15 protein-coding genes are annotated in these 17,445 nt (G+C 58.7%); 8 read left to right on the top strand and 7 right to left on the bottom strand.

The genetic code is table 11. The annotated features are described in order from the left end of the window. Positions 1–193 precede the first annotated feature (193 nt). The 6 genes from AC3WKX_RS22470 (at position 194) to gltS (ending at position 5,233) form a co-directional block, all read left to right on the top strand. Positions 194–709: a hypothetical protein gene (locus AC3WKX_RS22470; RefSeq protein ID WP_102605132.1), complete on the top strand. Its 516-nt coding sequence runs from the start codon at positions 194–196 to the stop codon at positions 707–709. Next, on the top strand, positions 709–1,008 hold the full coding sequence (locus AC3WKX_RS22465; protein WP_102605131.1) for a hypothetical protein: 300 nt from the start codon (positions 709–711) through the stop codon (positions 1,006–1,008). Before AC3WKX_RS22470 ends, AC3WKX_RS22465 begins: the two co-directional genes overlap by 1 nt. Further along, positions 1,005–1,259 (top strand): hypothetical protein, encoded by a 255-nt coding sequence (locus AC3WKX_RS22460; protein WP_102605130.1) that lies wholly within the window; start codon positions 1,005–1,007, stop codon positions 1,257–1,259. Before AC3WKX_RS22465 ends, AC3WKX_RS22460 begins: the two co-directional genes overlap by 4 nt. 6 nt (positions 1,260–1,265) lie before the next feature. Further along, a complete protein-coding gene (locus AC3WKX_RS22455) occupies positions 1,266–1,736 on the top strand; it encodes a lysis system i-spanin subunit Rz (protein WP_102605129.1) in 471 nt (156 codons plus the stop codon). A 183-nt stretch (positions 1,737–1,919) separates the two neighbouring features. Next, the gene (locus tag AC3WKX_RS22450) at positions 1,920–3,485 is read left to right on the top strand and encodes an SGNH/GDSL hydrolase family protein (RefSeq protein WP_146013733.1); all 1,566 of its coding nucleotides are present in this window, start codon (positions 1,920–1,922) and stop codon (positions 3,483–3,485) included. Between the two features lie 536 nt (positions 3,486–4,021). Beyond that, positions 4,022–5,233: a sodium/glutamate symporter gene (gene gltS, locus AC3WKX_RS22445; protein ID WP_008438737.1), complete on the top strand. Its 1,212-nt coding sequence runs from the start codon at positions 4,022–4,024 to the stop codon at positions 5,231–5,233. Positions 5,234–5,256: 23 nt separating this feature from the next. Here the strand turns inward: gltS and AC3WKX_RS22440 are convergent, their stop codons facing one another. The 6 genes from AC3WKX_RS22440 to AC3WKX_RS22415 form a co-directional block, all read right to left on the bottom strand. Continuing rightward, complete coding sequence (locus AC3WKX_RS22440; protein WP_008438736.1) at positions 5,257–6,348, bottom strand: alpha/beta hydrolase; 1,092 nt, start codon at positions 6,346–6,348, stop codon at positions 5,257–5,259. Positions 6,349–6,562: 214 nt separating this feature from the next. Continuing rightward, positions 6,563–7,822, bottom strand: a complete 1,260-nt coding sequence (locus tag AC3WKX_RS22435; RefSeq protein ID WP_102605128.1) for an NAD(P)/FAD-dependent oxidoreductase — start codon at positions 7,820–7,822, stop codon at positions 6,563–6,565. Positions 7,823–7,825: 3 nt separating this feature from the next. Continuing rightward, positions 7,826–9,397, bottom strand: a complete 1,572-nt coding sequence (locus tag AC3WKX_RS22430) for an aldehyde dehydrogenase (NADP(+)) (protein ID WP_102605127.1) — start codon at positions 9,395–9,397, stop codon at positions 7,826–7,828. Positions 9,398–9,576: 179 nt separating this feature from the next. Beyond that, complete coding sequence (locus tag AC3WKX_RS22425) at positions 9,577–10,524, bottom strand: dihydrodipicolinate synthase family protein (protein WP_102605126.1); 948 nt, start codon at positions 10,522–10,524, stop codon at positions 9,577–9,579. Between the two features lie 38 nt (positions 10,525–10,562). Continuing rightward, positions 10,563–11,489 (bottom strand): 4-hydroxyproline epimerase, encoded by a 927-nt coding sequence (locus AC3WKX_RS22420; protein WP_102605125.1) that lies wholly within the window; start codon positions 11,487–11,489, stop codon positions 10,563–10,565. Between the two features lie 30 nt (positions 11,490–11,519). After that, positions 11,520–13,136, bottom strand: a complete 1,617-nt coding sequence (locus AC3WKX_RS22415) for an APC family permease (protein WP_102605124.1) — start codon at positions 13,134–13,136, stop codon at positions 11,520–11,522. A gap of 211 nt (positions 13,137–13,347) precedes the next feature. Between AC3WKX_RS22415 and AC3WKX_RS22410 the strand changes: the two genes are divergently transcribed. Both AC3WKX_RS22410 and AC3WKX_RS22405 read left to right on the top strand, forming a co-directional pair. Then, a complete protein-coding gene (locus AC3WKX_RS22410; RefSeq protein WP_173883040.1) occupies positions 13,348–14,124 on the top strand; it encodes an AraC family transcriptional regulator in 777 nt (258 codons plus the stop codon). 157 nt (positions 14,125–14,281) lie between these two features. Beyond that, positions 14,282–15,973 carry a hypothetical protein gene (locus tag AC3WKX_RS22405; protein ID WP_102605123.1) on the top strand — a complete coding sequence of 564 codons (1,692 nt, stop codon included), beginning with the start codon at positions 14,282–14,284 and terminating at the stop codon, positions 15,971–15,973. 99 nt (positions 15,974–16,072) lie between these two features. Here the strand turns inward: AC3WKX_RS22405 and AC3WKX_RS22400 are convergent, their stop codons facing one another. Continuing rightward, the gene (locus tag AC3WKX_RS22400) at positions 16,073–17,359 is read right to left on the bottom strand and encodes a CitMHS family transporter (RefSeq protein WP_102605122.1); all 1,287 of its coding nucleotides are present in this window, start codon (positions 17,357–17,359) and stop codon (positions 16,073–16,075) included. Between the last annotated feature and the right edge of the window lie 86 nt (positions 17,360–17,445).

The raw sequence follows: 17,445 nt of genomic DNA, 5'->3' as shown, positions 1-17,445 counted from the left end.
AATGAGTGTCCGGATCAGCGTGGAATCACTGTCCGGATGCGCGTGGAATGGGTGTCCGAGTCAGCGTGGAATCCGCAAGTAATACCGCGCTTTCCATCACGCCAAACTATCGAAGCGCCACCAACGCGCCGGCGTTTATGCGCTGACACCAGTGCAGGGGTATACAAAGGATCTGGCCGACCAAGCCCGGGCGATGATTCAGCAATGGGGCGCAACACTTGCCGGCCTGGGTTCGGTGTCCACGGAAAACATCGTGCCCGTGGCGAAAGGCGGCACCGGGGGCAGCACACAGGCCGCAGCACGCAACGGCCTCGGCTTGGGGTCTGCCGCAGTTGCTGCGCTGCTTGGCCCTGTTTCGCAGGTCGGCGGCGTGCCGACAGGCGCCGTGTTTGAGTCTGGGTCGAACGCAAACGGCACCTACGTGAAGTTTGCCGACGGCACGATGATCTGCCAGCGCCTGGTGACGACCCTCGTTGATATGACGGCCAACCAGCTGAAGGACTTCGGCAACATGCAAATTGCTGCTCAGTTCGCAAGTTCGGCGTTCTCGGTAGTTGCGACCGGCATTCCAACGTCGACGTTTGATACTTACGGGTTTACGACCTCCTACTCCGTGAACTCCAACACAGTCAGGATCGTTTACAGAAACGGCGCAACACCGCAGACGATCGGCACCACACAAATTCTCTGCATCGGACGGTGGTTCTAATGAAGATCAAGTTGTCACCCTATGCCCCGATTGACCCGAGCGAAGCGCTGACGATTGTGCGGCGCGGGGATGTGCTCACCATCGACGGCGAGCGCTTCGATTTCAGCGCACTCCCAGAAGGCGCCACGCTCCCGGCTGAGGCGGTGAAGTGCGATGTCCTGGCCAGCGATGTGACGCGCATCAACGGGCAATTGGTCCTGACCCTGATGTTCCCGTGCAGCCCGGAGGCATCTGTCTCGGCACGGTTCCCCGCGGACATCATCGATCCACCTGACGGAAAAGTGAGCCTGCCAGCATGAGCAATATCGACTTCAGCAAGATGATCACCGCCGAACAGCGCCAGACTGAGCAGTTGCAAGCAGACCTCGACACCGCGCTGTCATTGCGCCGTGCGGCCTACCTGTCCGAATCCGACCCGCTGCGCTTGGATGCTGACTACGACGCGCTGAGCCAGGGCCGCGAACCGGACTATGCCGCCTGGCTTGCGTCCGTCGCCGCCATCAAAGCCCGGTACCCGCTGCCGGTCACGGTCGAGCCCGTCGCGGGCTGATCCGCAATCGAACACCGATGCCGCCTTGAGCGGTTTTTTATTGCCTGGAGAAAAGCATGCCGATCACTGAGCAGCAGCTGCTGCAGATCCTCCCGAACGCCGGCCGCCAATGCCGCCACCACCCAGGCACGGACCGAGCAAGACAAGCGCCTAGTCATCGAGCAGCAACTGGCCGCCGCCGACCAACACCACACCAAGGAATTATCCGATGCCCAGCGCAACCAGGCTCTGCTGCGTGACCGTCTTGCTACTGCTGATGTGCGGCTGTCAGTCCTTCTCGACGCCACGGATTCAGCCAGTGGCTGCAACGTGCCTGCCCCCCCCGGCGCCGTCGGCGTGGTTCATGCAATCCGTCGAGCCCAACTTGACCCAGCGCATGCTCAACGAATTATCACCATCACCGACGACGGGGATAACGCCGTGATCGCGCTGCGGGCATGCCAGGCATACGCAAAGAAAGTATCAATGCGGAAGTAAATAAGCCCGGTTACCTTACCCGATGGCCGTCACTGCAAATTCCGCCAATCCTGTCCAGGTGAATAACCCTGGTACTGGGGATGAAAAGTTGGCCGGCGCCGATGTTGAATTAGCTCGTTGCGTATGTATACTCCCGCAACATTTTGGGGGGGTGGCATTTTGGTATTGTCGCGGCGTGGCTTTATGAAAGCAGGCACAGCATTGATGGCGCTTTCCACGCCAGCAGCGCAAGCCATTGGGGCTTCTGCAAAAGGAGGCTGGAGTGCATCGCCGGAGTCCTATTCAAGTCTATTGAAACTGGGAGCGTTGGTGCCCTCCATGCTTTCTCGGGTGAGGGCTAATGCCTCACCGACTTCAGCTGTTTGCGTGCTGGGCGATTCGATAAGCCATGGTGCATTCGCCGGTGATCTATATCGTAATAGCTGGGTAAACATATTCAAAAGAATGATCAATGCTGAATTTGAAGTGTCTGGCTACGGTTTTGTACCGTTGCTGGAGTTGGGGGCGGGTGATACATTTTCACAAGATATACATGATGTTTTATTGACGAGCATAAATGGTGAGTCAATCCACTGGATTCCACATAATGGATCTAACGGCGAGTATGTTCCTCAGGGTCTTTCTTGGAGATCTACTTTAGTAGGGAATATTATCTCTACGAAAATTCCTACATTTCAAAGAGTCGTTTTGGTCTGGTATATTGGCATGCCTGGCGGCGGGACTTTTGATGTTAAGGTGAATGGCGAAGTAGTTGCTGCTGTAGACACTGATGCAAGTGTCCGTCAGCCCTTTAATTATATTGCTGTACAGGCTTTAGACGACGGATCCGGCTCATGCAAAGTGGAGTGCATTACGACCTCAGCAGGAATAGTTGAGCTATGTGGTTTTAGTTATGTGGCAAAAGAAGGCGAACTAGTTGTCAATAATTTCTCAAATTCCGGTAGGCGATTGCGTTGGCTTGATGAGAATGCCATTGCCAGATTGATGAGCGGAAGCGCGATGTTCATCTGCGCGCTCGGATATAATGATAGTGGAGAAAACTCAAAAAAAGGAACATATTATGCGGAATTTAAAAAAAGAATAGATTGGATTGTAAAGTATTCAATTGCATATGATGTTCCAGTTATCGTGCCTGACTTTGTTTGGAATAAGCCTGGCAATGATGTTACGAGGCGCCAATTGCAACGGCTGGCCAAACAAACTAATGGGGTATATATTCCATTTCCGGACATGTTTAACAAGTTTGGAGAGTTTTCAAGTGATAAGTATAGGATACATGATTTAAAGATGTTTTCTGATGGCGCGCATCCTGGCGTTCTGGGTCACCAGTACATCGCAGAGGTTGTATCCAAGTGCCTCGGACTAACGTGCGGCTCGAAGAAAATTGCACTTCAGCAGTATGATTGGTGGATGCCTATTGCACTAAGTGCAACAGGGATAACTAACGCTGGTACTAATTCAGATACGGTAACAGCTGTAAGAAATTCCGGAAAAAACAGAGCGGATCTGCGCGTGTACGTGAACGGTATAACTGGTGCAACTACTCGTGGAATGTGGGCCTCATGGCCTGTACGCGCAGGAATTCGACAATCATTTGCCCTGCCTTCAATTCCACTGCAACAAAAAACTGATGGCACCTCCAGGGGGACGTTCACCATTCTGGCTGGAGGAGAGAGCACTGCAAATCCCAATGCCTACAATGATATATCGCAGCACTTCATGTTCACATCATTCCCGACAGTTGACTGAGGCTCGGATCAAAATGGATTTGTTCGTTCGGCAGGGACGCCGGAGAGGGGAACCACTGTAGGAATATACAACGCTAAGTTATTGATTCTTATAAGGTGAAATAGCGTATTTGGATGGCGCTGAAGAGCAGTATTTTCCTTTACAGATCATATGCTTGCGCGTGTTCCGGGGTCACCTTGACATGGTGGGGGTCGTTGGTTCGAGTCCAATCGCGCCTTCCAAACAAAATCCGCTCTGCTGGGCGGTCTAGAAGGGCTCACCGAAAGGTGGGCCCTTTTTTGTTGCCTGCGATTTGCAAGGCTCTCATCTCAGCGCGCCATTCGGCGCCGACCTCCACGCATTTGATCATCTTTCCGTCGCCCCCTCCTGATAGTGCTTCGCAAGTCTTTCGCCTGAACGTCCTGGGGATTCCGTTCGGCAACGTTAGGACTTTTCCGAGGTTAAAGATGGCGTCGTACTACTACTCTTCCTGTGTTGTTCCGAAGGATCGATAGGCCTGCCCCGATTCGTCATAAATAACTACAGAGAGCTGCCCCATGCTTCAACTCGACTTCTATTCAACGCTGGTCGCCGCCTCCCTGGTGCTTTTACTTGGGCGCGGGCTGGTCGCTCGAGTCGGTTTCCTGCGCACTTACAATATTCCGGAGCCGGTGGCCGGCGGTTTAGTGGTGGCGGTGCTGCTCCTGGTCCTGCGTATGCTCGCTGGCATTGAGGTCCGGTTTGATTCGTCGCTGCAGACGCCACTGATGTTGGCTTTCTTTGCCACCATTGGTTTGAATGCGGATTTCGCCAGTCTGAAGAAAGGCGGGCGGGTGCTGGGGATTTTCCTGCTGGTGGTGACGGCGCTCCTGGTGGTCCAGAACGCGATGGGGATTGCGCTGGCCAAGGCGCTGGGGCTCGATCCATTGATGGGGTTGTTGGCGGGCTCCATTACGCTGTCGGGTGGGCACGGGACCGGCGCGGCCTGGGGCGCGGTGTTCAGCGAGAAGTATGGCGTGGCGTCGGCGTCCGAACTGGCCATTGCTTCCGCGACCTTTGGCCTGGTGCTCGGCGGCCTGATTGGCGGCCCGGTCGCTCGCCTGCTGATCAAGCGCGTCCAGACGCCCGCCCTGGCGCCGGTACAACCGCGAGGGCCAAAAGGGTTCGAGCAGCCGAATCAAGAGCGCATGATCACCTCCTTCTCCTTTATCGAGACCCTGGCGCTGCTCGCCATCAGCCTGCAAGTGGGCACGTTCCTCAGCGGTTTTATCCAGGGCACGGCCTTTGAGCTGCCGACGTTTGTGTGTGTCTTGTTTGTCGGTGTGGTGTTGCGTAATGGCCTGTCGGCGCTGGGCTGGCACCAGGTATTCGAGCGCGAAGTCTCGGTGCTAGGGAATGTCAGCCTGTCGTTGTTTCTGGCGATTGCATTGATGTCGCTCAAGCTCTGGGACCTCGCCGCGCTGGCCCTGCCGATTTTCATCCTGCTGGCTGCGCAGGCGTTGATGATGGCGCTGTTTGCGATTTTCGTGACGTTCCGGGTGATGGGGAGCAACTATGACGCGGCGGTCCTGGCGGCGGGGCACTGCGGTTTCGGGCTCGGTGCCACGCCAACTGCCATTGCGAACATGCAGGCGGTGACCCAGCGTTTCGGGCCATCGCAGATTGCATTTCTGGTGGTGCCGATGGTGGGCGCCTTTTTCATCGATATCACCAATGCGATCGTGATCAAGTTGTACCTGGCGCTGCCGTTCCTGGGCGTCGCGGGATAAACGCGGTTTACCGGATTTGCCGTTTAATGACTCGCCAGGTCCTGCTTGCCCAGGACCTCGTCAATCACCCCAAGCTGCCAGGTGAAATACGGATTGAACGTCAACCGCGCGTGCATCTTGCCCGGCTCACGGTAGCCCCAGTCCGAATACCACACGTCGGCCCCTTGTTCGCAGGCGCGGGTTGCGTCGTCCGTCTGGCCGTTCCAGCAAAACCGCAGGCTGCCCTGTTCGCCATACAGAGCGTTGTCGGGTGAGAACAGCAACCCCATGTGGGAGAACTGGCTGATCCGCAACTCCGGCAGGTAGTCGGTACGCGCTTTTACACGGCGAGTATCCCAGGCGCTCTCTGGCAATGCGCCGTACCAGGCGAGGCGGCTATGGGGGTTGCTGAAGCGTTGCTGGAAGGTCTCCAGCACGTAGTGCGTATCGAGTACTGAGTCGTGGGCTGCGACGGCAATGAATACCGGCTTGTCATAGGGGCGCCGCTCCAGGTCCTGGCGGGCTAGCCGGCTGCTGCGGTAGAACTGGGCAAAACCGTTGGTGGGCACTGTCATATAGCGCACCAGGCTCTGTTGTGGCCGGCTGGCGTCTGGCGCCAGCAGCCAGGGGCGCGCCCAACTGATCAGGGGTGTCAGCCAGTCGTAGGTCATGCTGGACTGGAACGCGGGAGAGAACAGCAGCAGCCCCGCGACGTCGTCGTGTTTGTAGGCGTAGTCGAGTACCAGGTTGGCGCCGGTGGAAAAGCCGCCGAGGTAGATTTCTCCCACCTCTGCGCGAAGGATCGCAGCCTGTTCGTCCACCACCCGGCGCCAGTCTTCCATGCGCACCTGCAGCATGTCGGCCGGTTGCGTGCCGTGGCCGGGCAGCAGCACGGTCCTGACCAGGAAGCCGCGGGCGGCCAGTGCGCTGCCGATATCGTGGAAAGACCAGGGTGAGTCGCCCAGGCCATGCACGAGAATGATCCCGCGCTTGGGGGCACCCGCCGGGCGCCATTCCTGCGGGGCGTTCCAGTTGAGTTCGGCATCCTTGTCGGTGCCCTGGAAATCACGATGGTCCCGCAGCCATTGCAAGGTAGCGGCGCGATACGCTTCGAATGATTTCTGGCCAAGCGGCATGCCCGGTTCTGCGAGGGCTGTCGTGCAGAGCAATAGGGCGAGCATGCCGCAAGCAACGCTTCGGAGCGTTCTGCGCATCGATGGACGGGGCTGCATACAGGTGTGGTTGTTCAAGGCAGGTTCTCAACGGAGCGTAACCGTAAGGTCATGCACGATAATGACCTGCCTTGTATCGCCGAAAGTGCGAAACAGTAGCAAGACGTTTCCGATGATCTCAGAAACGATCCAGCCGGTAGGGCCCAAGCGCCGGCAGCCCGTTGGACGCGGCCGCAGGCGATGCCAGCCGTGCAATCAACTCCGCCGTCACCGCAGCCTGCGTCAGGCCCAGATGCTGATGCCCAAAGGCAAGCAGCACCTTGCCCTCGCACACCTTGTCGATAATCGGCAGCGAGTCCGGCAGGGAAGGGCGAAACCCCATCCACGGCGTCGCGTCCTCGGCACTCAAGTCACGACGAAACAGCCCCTGGCTCAGCCGATGCAACTGCCACGCGCGTTCCATGTTCGGTGGGCGATCAAGGCCGGCGAACTCCACGGTCCCTGCCAGCCGCAATCCGCCGTCCATGGGCGTCATGATGAACTTGCGCTCCAATGACGTGACCGCAAACGGCAACCGTCCATGCTCATGGGGCAACATCAGGTGATAGCCGCGCTCTGTATCCAGCGGGACCTTTTTGCCAGTCAGTGCGCCGGTCAGACTGGCTGAGTGCGCACCGCATGCGATCAACACCTGGCGCGCTGCCACGGTGCCTTGGTCGGTCCGCAATGAAACACCGTGCTCGTCCAGCTTCCCGCCCACGACCTGGCGCTTGAGAAATTGCACCCCGCTGGCTTTGGCCGCCTCCATCAGCTCGCAAACCACCCCATAGGGATCGAGAAAATGCCCGGTGCGTGGAAAAAACAACCCGCCCTGAATCCTTTCGCTGAGCTGTGGCGCCGCATCCTGAACCGCGCTGGCCTGCCAGTGGTCCACCGGCACTTCCTGCTGACTCATGCGTGCCTGCAATGCATCAATGGCCTGTCGCGACTCGGCGCGCTCGAAGACCAGCAACGAGCCGTCTTCGCGCATCAGGTGCGGGCGCTCGATGCTGCCCAGCAGCCGGTGCCAGGCGCCCAGGCTGCCTTCATTGAGCGCGCGGATCCCGGCGACGGTGCGCTGGAAGGGCGCCGGGCGCAGGTTCAGCAGCAGCCGGGTAAACCACGGCAGTGCACGCGGCAGGTATTTCCAGTCCAGGCGCAGCGGGCCCATCGGGTCCATGAGCATGGCGGGCAAACGCGTCAGGATCGACGCATCCGCGATGGGGAACACTTGCTCGGTCGCCAGGTGGCCGGCATTGCCGAACGAGGCGCCGTGGCCGGGTTCCTGCTGATCGATGATGACCACCCGCCGGCCCTGGCGCGCCAGTTGCAGCGCGCAGGCGACGCCGATGATGCCGGCGCCCACTACGGCGACGTCTGGCATGACGTTATCGGACATGTTCTAGGCTTCCCTCTGACCGTCGAGCAAGCGCCGCAGCAGCAACGGGTTGCCGTGTTGCAGGGCCGTCGGCAGCAAGCTATCCGGGAAATCCTGGTAGCACACCGGCCGCAGGAATCGCAGGATCGCGGCGGTGCCCACCGAGGTGGTGCGTGAGTCCGAGGTGGCCGGGAATGGTCCTCCGTGCACCATCGCATCACACACTTCAACGCCGGTCGGCCAGCCGTTGACCAGCAGGCGGCCGGCCTTGCGTTCCAGGGTCGGCAGCAACGCGCGGGCAGTTGCCAGGTCGTCGTCATCCAGATGCAGTGTGGCGGTCAGTTGGCCCTCCAGGTGTTCGCTGACCCGGCGGACCTCATCGACGTTGGCACATTGCACGATCAATGACGCGGCGCCGAATATCTCGGCTTGCAGGCTGTGATTGGCGAGAAAGTCCCGGGCCTGGGTCACGAACAAATGGGCCTGTCCCTGGTTCGGCCCTTCGGCCGGCAGACCGGTACCTGCGAGCTGAGCATGCCGGGTCAGGGCGCTGACGCCGTATTCGTAAGCCTTGAAGATCCCCGGTGTCAGCATGGTCTGGGCAGTGCTGTATCGAAGCAGGTTGGCAGCCGTGCCGACGAAGTGGTCCAGCGCTTGCCCTGCAACGGCAATCACCAGCCCGGGGTTGGTGCAGAACTGGCCGGCACCCTGGGTCAGGGACGCGACAAAACCTTGTGCCAATGCTTCACCGCGTGCGCTCAACGCAGCGGGAAACAGGTAGACCGGATTGATCGAACTCATCTCTGCATACACCGGGATCGGCTCGGGGCGCGCCTGGGCCGCCTGGCACAAGGCAATACCGCCGCTGCGCGAGCCGGTGAAACCCACGGCCTTGATGCGCGGATCGCAGACCAGCGCGATACCGACCTCGCGGCCCGAGCCATACAACAGCGAAAACACACCCTCAGGCAGGCCAAATTGCTGAACGGCCCTGGCCACCGCGCGGCCCACCAGTTCGCTGGTGCCAGGATGCGCGCCGTGTGCCTTCACGATCACCGGGCAACCGGCCGCCAGTGCCGACGCGGTATCACCGCCCGCCACCGAGAATGCCAGCGGAAAATTGCTCGCGCCGAACACGGCCACCGGCCCCAGCGGTACGTGGCGTTGACGCAGGTCCGAGCGAGGCAGCGGCTGGCGTTCCGGTTGTGCAGTATCCACCCGCACATCCAGCCATTCACCCGCGCGCACGGTGCGGGCAAAGGTGCGCAATTGCTGGCAGGTGCGCCCGCGTTCGCCCTGGATGCGTGGGCGGGGCAGGCCGGTCTCGGCCATCGCCCGTTCAATCAGTTCATCGCCCAGGGCTTCGATTTCGTTGGCGATGGTTTCAAGGAATTCGGCGCGAGCGGCCAACGGCGTTTCGCGATAGCTATCGAAGGCGCTCCAGGCCAACGCACAGGCGTGTTCGACATGTTCGGCGGTGCCGCCGGCGTAGGCGGGTTCCAACGCAAGGTTGGTGGCAGGATTGATCGCCCGGATGGCCTCGCGGCTGCCTGGAATGGAGTGCTGACCAATCAGCATGGTGCCCGTCAGAGTCATGGCGTAGTCCTGGAAAGTAAAGATGGGCTTGGCGAAGAGAATCCACTGTGGGAGCTGTCGAGCCCCAGCGAGGCTGCGATGCAGGCGCTGCGGTCTGGCAGGTACACCGCAGTGATCCCATCGCAGCCTCGCCGGAGCTCGACAGCTCCCACATTTGATCTTTGCTGCCTTGAATAGTGTTAAACGACGTTCTGCTCGGCCGACCAGTTGGCGTACCACTGGCGGAACAGCGCGTACTGGTTCTCTGCATAACGACGCTGGGCATCGCTGAGGGCATCGGTGTCGTTGAAGTGCAGGGTGTATTCCTTGTCGCCGTTGAGCACCATCAGATGCTTGTAGAACAGCACCAGGTCGCAGCCTTCGTCGAAGGACGACAGCACCGCCAGCGCCGACTCCAACTCCCGCGCCTGGCGACGTGCAGTGGCGTCGCCCTTGGCGGCTTTCTTGCTCAAGGCCACCAGTTGCAGGACTTCCCGTGGCAGTGCATTGCCGATGCCGGTGATTGCGCCGGTGGCGTTGCAGTTGACGAAGCCGTGCACCACTTGGGTGTCCACGCCGACCATCAAGGTCACGTCATCGTCCTTGGAGGTGATGTGTTCGGCCGCGTAGCGCAGGTCTGCAGCACCGCCGAATTCCTTGAAGCCGATCAGGTTCGGGTACTCGCGACGCAGTTCGAAGAACAGGTCGGCGCGGGTGGCGAAGCCGTAGTAAGGGCTGTTGTAGATCACCGCCGGCAGGTTTGGCGCGGCCTTGAGGATGGCTGCAAAGTGATCCTTTTGCGCCGTCGCCGATGCGCCACGGGACAGCACCCGCGGGATGACCATCAAACCATGGGCGCCGACCTTCGCCGCATGCGCTGCATGGGCCACGGCTTCACGGCTGTTGACCGCGCCGGTGCCGACGATGGTCGGCACACCGGCGGCCACCAGGCGCGCCACGCCTTCCTGGCGCTCGGCCTCGGTCAGCAACGGCCAGTCGCCCATGGAGCCGCAGTACACCACCGCGCTCATGCCGATATCGATCAGTTCGCGGCCCTTGGCGACCAGTGCGTCAAAGTCCGGTTTGCGCTGGGCGGTGCACGGCGTCATCAATGCAGGGATGCAACCGGTGAAGATAGTGGTATTCATTGTTTCAGCTCCAGTTTGATTGAAGGGGCGGGGGCGGTTCAGATGCCCCACGCGAAGGGGTCCTGTTCGTCGATCAGCAAGGTGCTGTCGGCGGTCATGTAGGCGCGGCCGGTGATGGAAGGGCGCACACGTTCGCCCTCCCATTCATAGCTGCCTTCGAATTGGCTGCCGGTGATGCTGGCTTGTATCCACGGCTCACCGGCGGCGAGTTTCCCGTCGGCCGCCAGGCATGCGAGCTTGGCGCTGGTGCCGGTGCCGCAGGGCGAGCGGTCGTAGGCCTTGCCTGGGCACATGACAAAGTTGCGGCTGTCGGCCTGGGGGTCGTCGGCGAACAGTTCGATATGGTCGATCAGGGCGCCGTCTTCGCCGTGGATGCCCTGGGCTTCGAGGGCCTTGAGCATTGTCCAGGTGTAGTCGGTCAGGGCTTCGACGTTGTTCATTTCCAGCGCTTGGCCATGATCGGAAACCAGGAAGAACCAATTGCCGCCCCAGGCGATATCGCCGTAGACCAAGCCATGTCCAGGCACTTGCACCGAGACATGCTGGCGATAGCGATAGGCGGGCACATTGCGCAACGTGACCGCGCCGTCGGCGTGCAACGTGGCGCTGACCGGGCCGACCGGCGTGTCGATCTTGTGCACCCCCGGCGCGATCTGCCCCAAGTGGTGCAACGAGGCAACCAGGCCGATGGTGCCGTGGCCGCACATGCCGAGGTAGCCGGCGTTATTGAAGAAAATCACGCCGCAGGTGGCATCGGCCGAGACCGGCGCGCAATACAGCGCGCCCACCAGAACATCGTTGCCACGGGGCTCCAGCAGGCACGCCCTGCGCCATTGGTCATGCCGGGTGCGCAGGTCGTCGAGCTTGTCGACCATGGTCTCGCCGGCCAGCGTGGGAAACCCCGTCATCACCAGGCGCGTGGGCTCGCCGCCGGTGTGGGAATCAATGATGTGCACTCGTTTCATAGAACAATCCATCCAGTGGTTGGCTGAGGCTCAGGAAGCCAGCTGTGCCCGGCCGATATCGGGCTCAGGGGCTTCGCTTTCGTCGTCTTCGGTTTCCAGGCGAACCAGGTGCGCCGGCACGCCGGTGGCCGCGCCCCAGTAATAAATCCCCAGCGCGCAAGCGGCGACGACCACGGTGTCGAAGGGATGGCCGAGGATGCCCAGGCCACCGAAGCTGCCGAGCTTCGACAGGATGATGGTCACGGCGTAGAAGCCGATCAGCCAGGCGGAGGAGCGAACCTGGCGGCCCAGGCTCAGGTGCAGGGTCGGCACAAAGCGCCCGCACAGCAGGTACACCACGAACATCAGGATTTGCAGGCCGAGCAGCCACGACACGGTGCTCCAGCCGGACCAGTAGACGATCAGCGCGGCGATGATGAACGACAGCGGGCCGAGCAGGCCCATCCACTTGACCCGGAACGGGCGCGGCAGGTCAGGCGCATTGCGGCGCAGGGCGGCCACGGACACCGGCGCCACGGCGTAGCTCAACACCAGCGCGGCGGACACCACGTTGATCAGCGCTTCCCACGACGGGAAGGGCAGGGTCCAGAACACCGACAGGCCAAAGGTCAGCCACAGCGCCGGGCGCGGGATGCCGGACTTTTCGTCGATGCGGGTGAAGATCTTGAAGAAGGTTCCGGTTTGCGCCCAGCCGTAGATCACCCGTGGCGTGGCGTTCATGTAGATATTGCCGCAGCCGCTGGGGGAGATCACGGCGTCGGCGACTACCAGGTACGCCAGCCAGCCCACACCCAGGGCGAGCGCGATGTCGCGGTACGGCAGGGCCAGTTCCTTGGCGACGCCGGCCCAGCCGTTGGCGAGCATTTCGGTGGGAATGCCGCCGAGGAAAGCGGTCTGCAACAGCACGTAGATTGCAGTGGAGAGCAGCACCGACAGGATCAGTGCAATTGGAATGGTGCGTTGCGGGTTCTTCACTTCGCTGGCCACCGAGATGATCGGCGTCAGACCCAGGTAGGCGAAAATCACCCCGCCGGCAGACACGGCCATTTCAATCCCCGAAAGGCCGAACGGCGCGAAGCCCTGGGCGTGGAAATTCTCCGGCTTGAAAAAGGTGAACAGCACGCCGATCACCAGCAGCGGCACGATGAACTTGAACACGCTGACCAGGTTATTGGCCATGGCGAAGGTCTTCACGCTGCGGTAGTTGAGGGCGAAAAACAGCGAGAGCAGCGCAAACTGCACGAACCAGCCGAGGACGGTGGGGTTGCTGGAACCCGCCTGCGTCAACTCGGGAAACCACGCCGCGGCGTATTGGCGCGAGGCGACCACTTCAATTGCCACCAGGCTTGAAAACGCGATCAGCGTGATAAAGCCCATCAGGTAGCCCAGCAGCGGGCCGTGGGAATAGACCGGGTAGCGCACCACGCCGCCGGCGCGGGGCAATGCCGCCCCCAGTTCGCAGTACACAATGCCCAGCAGCAACACGGCGAAGCCGCCCAGCAACCAGGAAAAAATCCCCGCCGGCCCGGCGATGGCGGAGACGTGACTGGCCGCGAACAGCCAGCCCGAACCGAAGATCGCTCCCAGTCCGATAAAGGTGAGGTCGATCAATGAAAGCTGTTTCTTGAACTTGCCTTGGGCTGACATGGCGGCGCCTTCTTGTGGGTTATTGGATAGGCATGCAGTGGCCATACAGTGAACCCATCAACGGCGCCGCGATTGATGTTTTGCGCAGGCTGCGATGACGAAATCAGCACAATTGCGAGTGCTCGACAGGGCCACCGCCATGCGGCAATCTGCTCGCCAGGCACCGCCCGCCGGGCGCCTGGCCTGTCCGCAAAATGCAGGAGAGAGCGTCATGATGCAGAGCGCGTTCGCGACCCTATGCCAAGGGAGCGAGTCGAATCGTCCACAGACCATCGAAGAATTACTGGCCGGCGTGGGGTTGCTGTTGCCGATGCTGGACGTGATTCCCAATGCCGCGATCTTTATCAAGGACGTGCAGGCGCGCTACGTATTGGCCAACCGCACCCTGGTGCAGCGGTGCGGCTTGAAGGACTTGCAACCGCTGTTGGGAAAAACCAGCGCCGAGGTATTTCCCGCGCAGTTGGGGCCCGGCTATACCGAGCAGGATCGGCGGGTGCTGGAGCAGGGATTTGTCCTCGAAGACCAGCTGGAATTGCACCTCTACGGTACCCGCGAGCCGGGTTGGTGCCTGACCCACAAATGGCCGCTGTACAGCCGCGACGCTGCAATCATCGGCCTGGCGGGCATCTCGGTCGACCTGCAAACCGCCAGCGAAACCCACCCGGCCTATCAACGGCTGGCGGCGGTGGACGAGCACATCCGGGCGCATTTCAATCGGCGGGTCACGTTGGGTGAGTTGACGCGGATTGCCGGGATTTCCGTGGCGCAGCTGGAGCGCTACTGCAAGCGCGTGTTCCACCTGACACCGCGCCAGATGATCCAGAAGGTACGCCTGGAACATGCGCACCGGCTGCTGCATACCGAGCTGCCGATCACTGAGGTGGCGTTGCAGTGTGGGTATACCGATCACAGTGCGTTTACCCGGCAGTTCAAGGCGTTGACCGGGTTTACGCCGCGCCAGTATCGGCAGGCGACCGGTATGTACTGATGTCTAATGGCCATTATTTGGCTACAATACAATCTGCATCGTGTGATATTCGCGCAGAGGAATGGCAGCAAAACAATGCATTCCATTTATGGTGTAACTGTGGCGATCCAGTTATTAGCAAGCTCCATGGTGAATAATGTTTTAAGGGATTAGTGTAATGTCGGATGGATATGTTTTTTGTGATAAGTTGTTTAACGCGTTAGAGCCGCAGCAGTTATATGCTCCAAATACATTTTTTGCTTGTTATAATGAGCGTGGGCTCTATCATTCAGCTCAGTTTGTCTTAAGGCTCAGCCCAGTTGTGCATGGGCTGGTTGATAGCATTACGAGCAAGACAGAGGGGCAAGAGATAACATATGAAGAGATATCCGCCTATGCTACGTTTATTCATGAGAATGTTCATTGGTGGCAGCATGTTGGGTCAACGGTAGGGTTGATTCTTAGTCTTGGGTACCCCGCGCAAACACATGAAAGTATAAAGTCTTTACTTCATTTGGCAAAGTCCAGAGAAGTCAGTAAATCAATAAGGTCATGGTCTGAGCGAGGGTTTACGCCCGGCAATGGTCTGGATGATGATATTAAGCATGCAAACATTGTCATTAATAATGCTAAAGATTTTGAATTTTTCAGGGCGCTTGTTATTCAGCCTGAAAATATAAGGGAGATACTCGGAGATCCTTATTTCTTATCGGTTGACCACTCTTTTTCTATGGCCTATCAGTTGGTGGTTGGCTTGTTGAAGGCGACCTTCGATCCCGAAGGCAATTATTTGCCAGGAATAGATAGTTGGAATGAGGGTTTTACCGAACTGGCCAATGAGAAGTCAGGGGAAGTGAACCGGGAGAAAACCGTCGCACTATATCAGATAACTGGCCTGGACATTCTTGAAGGTCAGGCTAGGTTAATTCAACTTCAGTTTTTATGTTTGAGCCATGCATCGAGTCCGACCTTTGGTGAAGCAGCTCAAGATGGATACCTTAAGGGGGTGTATGGCAAGGCATTTGAATACTTTCTCAGCAAGGTTGGATGTGAGTGCCCAGTTTCAGTTGAGGATCCGCTGATCGCAATATTTCTTCTGATTTGTGATATATCACTAAATTCAGGGGTGGGGCTGCCTTTTGAAATAGTCGATTTTGATAGATTTATATATGATGCTGATCCGAAGTATCGATTTGTAATGTTGTGCGGTGCTGCGGCTTTTGAATTGGAGTCGTTAAGTGAGATTATAATGGGGTACACTCGTGAAGAGTATATAGAGGCTGCCCGTGTGTTAACGTCGTTGTGTGATTATAATCACCCGCTGGAAATATCAGAGCAGATAGCGGATTGGGCGTTGACGCAGGAGAATATTGTGCAGCTTCTGTCCGAACGGGAGGAGTTTAAGTTTGCAAGGGAAAATATGCTGGTGAGAGTTGTTTTTTCGAGTTTTGTAGCGTTCAATGTTGATAAGTTTAAGGAACCTCAGTTTTTTTGCTGGGCTGGCTACCACCTGGCTAAAAGCAGTGATAGAGAGAAGGATAAGCAGTTGTGGCTGAAAAATTTATCACTGTTCACAGATAAAGAAGACGATAATGGGATATTTGTTAGAGACTTTCCCGGGAAAAGTCCCGAAATTATACATGAGACGTATAGTCAGTTTTACGCTTCTTGCATAACCTATGATATGACTAGGCAGTGGACGTTTTCTGATCGTCCGTTTAATTATGACTATTCATGGTTGACTGAGCAGCACGCGCCCGCTGATATGAAGAAGGAAGTTAAGCGGATTTTCAAGGAGCTTTATGGCATAGGTCCCGATGATATAAAGTGTAATTATGTTGGAAAAGACTCAAGTAGCAGTAGCTTGTAGATAGGGATACGTTACGGCGGGCTATCGCCCGCACTCACTTTTTGGACTTAACAAGCATCGACTCTGCCGCAGGACTGTCCCGCCCGCGACAGTCGTTCCTCAGTTGATGACGGTGATTGCACCTATCGCAATCGCCGCCAGCAACATCACCATCACCGTGCCCACGGTCCATTTCAGCGAGACGCGCTGGTTGTCGCCGTAGTCGATGTCCAGCAGGCCGCACAGCAGGTACGTCGAGGCCACCAACGGGCTGAGCAAGTGCACCGGCTGACCGATCAGCGAGGCAATCGCCATTTCCTTCGCATCAATTCCGTAGTGGGCAGCGGTCTGTGCCCAGATGGGCAGTACGCCGAAATAGAATGCATCGTTGGACAGCACATAGGTGAACGGCATGCTCAGCAGCGCGGTGATCACCGACAGGTAGGGCCCGGACTGTTGCGGCAGCAGCGCGATCAGGTTGTCGGAGATCGCCTTGACCATGCCGGTGCCGCCCATGATCCCGACAAAAATCCCCGCGGCAAAGATCAGCAAGGTCACCGCCATCACGTTGTCGGCATGCCGCGCGATGACTTCCTTTTGCTGCTTGATGGACGGGAAGTTGACCAGGCAGGCCAGGCCGAAGGCGATCATGAACAGGATCGGCAAGGGCATCAGGCTGATCATCATGCAGGTGATCAGGGCGATGGTCAGCACCACGTTGAACAGAAAACGCGGATCGCCCAGGCGAATATGCGCATAGCCCTTGAGCACTTCTTCCTCGCTGATGCTCACTCTGCCCAGGCGGCGGAACTCCATGCGCCCCAGCCACCAGGCGGCGAACAACACCCACACTGCACCGGCCAGCATGATCGGTACCATGCTCACGAACAGCTCGGTGATGTCCACATGCATCGCACTGGCCGCCCGGGAAAACGGCCCACCCCACGGCAGGATATTCATCACGCCAATCGACATCAGCAGCACGGTGGCCATGACTTGCAGGCGGATGCCGGTCAGCCGGTACAGCGGCAAAAACGCAGCGGTCGCAATGATGTAAGTGGTGGCGCCGTCGCCATCCAGGCCTACACACAGGCCAAGTACGGCGGTACCGACCACGATCTTGCGCGGGTCGCCCTTGACCAGGCGCAGGATCACTTTGATCAGCGGGTTGAACAGGCCTGCGTCGGTCATCAGGCAGAAATACAGGATCGCGAACGTCAGCATGATGCCGGTGGGGGCGAGCATCTTCAGGCCGTCGTACATCATGCCGCCCAGTTGCGGGGCGAAGCCGGCCAGGCAGCCGAAGACGATCGGTACCAGCAGCAGCGCCACCAGCGGTGACAGGCGCTTGCTCATGATCAGGTACATGAAGCAGACGATCATGGCGTAGCTCAGGAATATCAACATGGGTGTGCCTTCTTGTTGGTCTTATAGGGCGCCAGGCAAGTGACTGCCGGCTTTTTTCAGGGCGAACGAAGTCCCTGCGTGCTGCG

The organism is Pseudomonas sp. GP01-A4 (assembly GCF_058780865.1).
The sequence above is the reverse complement of the archived record's forward strand: the minus strand, read 5'-3'. Positions and strand labels throughout refer to the sequence as shown.

Coding starts and splice junctions, on each gene's coding strand:
- AC3WKX_RS22470 (WP_102605132.1), top strand. CDS start 194: ATGATTCAGCAATGGGGCGCAACACTTGCCGGCCTGGGTTCGGTGTCC.
- AC3WKX_RS22465 (WP_102605131.1), top strand. CDS start 709: ATGAAGATCAAGTTGTCACCCTATGCCCCGATTGACCCGAGCGAAGCG.
- AC3WKX_RS22460 (WP_102605130.1), top strand. CDS start 1,005: ATGAGCAATATCGACTTCAGCAAGATGATCACCGCCGAACAGCGCCAG.
- AC3WKX_RS22450 (WP_146013733.1), top strand. CDS start 1,920: ATGAAAGCAGGCACAGCATTGATGGCGCTTTCCACGCCAGCAGCGCAA.
- gltS (WP_008438737.1), top strand. CDS start 4,022: ATGCTTCAACTCGACTTCTATTCAACGCTGGTCGCCGCCTCCCTGGTG.
- AC3WKX_RS22440 (WP_008438736.1), bottom strand. CDS start 6,348: ATGCCGCTTGGCCAGAAATCATTCGAAGCGTATCGCGCCGCTACCTTG.
- AC3WKX_RS22435 (WP_102605128.1), bottom strand. CDS start 7,822: ATGTCCGATAACGTCATGCCAGACGTCGCCGTAGTGGGCGCCGGCATC.
- AC3WKX_RS22430 (WP_102605127.1), bottom strand. CDS start 9,397: ATGACTCTGACGGGCACCATGCTGATTGGTCAGCACTCCATTCCAGGC.
- AC3WKX_RS22425 (WP_102605126.1), bottom strand. CDS start 10,524: ATGAATACCACTATCTTCACCGGTTGCATCCCTGCATTGATGACGCCG.
- AC3WKX_RS22420 (WP_102605125.1), bottom strand. CDS start 11,489: ATGAAACGAGTGCACATCATTGATTCCCACACCGGCGGCGAGCCCACG.
- AC3WKX_RS22415 (WP_102605124.1), bottom strand. CDS start 13,136: ATGTCAGCCCAAGGCAAGTTCAAGAAACAGCTTTCATTGATCGACCTC.
- AC3WKX_RS22410 (WP_173883040.1), top strand. CDS start 13,348: ATGATGCAGAGCGCGTTCGCGACCCTATGCCAAGGGAGCGAGTCGAAT.
- AC3WKX_RS22405 (WP_102605123.1), top strand. CDS start 14,282: ATGTCGGATGGATATGTTTTTTGTGATAAGTTGTTTAACGCGTTAGAG.
- AC3WKX_RS22400 (WP_102605122.1), bottom strand. CDS start 17,359: ATGTTGATATTCCTGAGCTACGCCATGATCGTCTGCTTCATGTACCTG.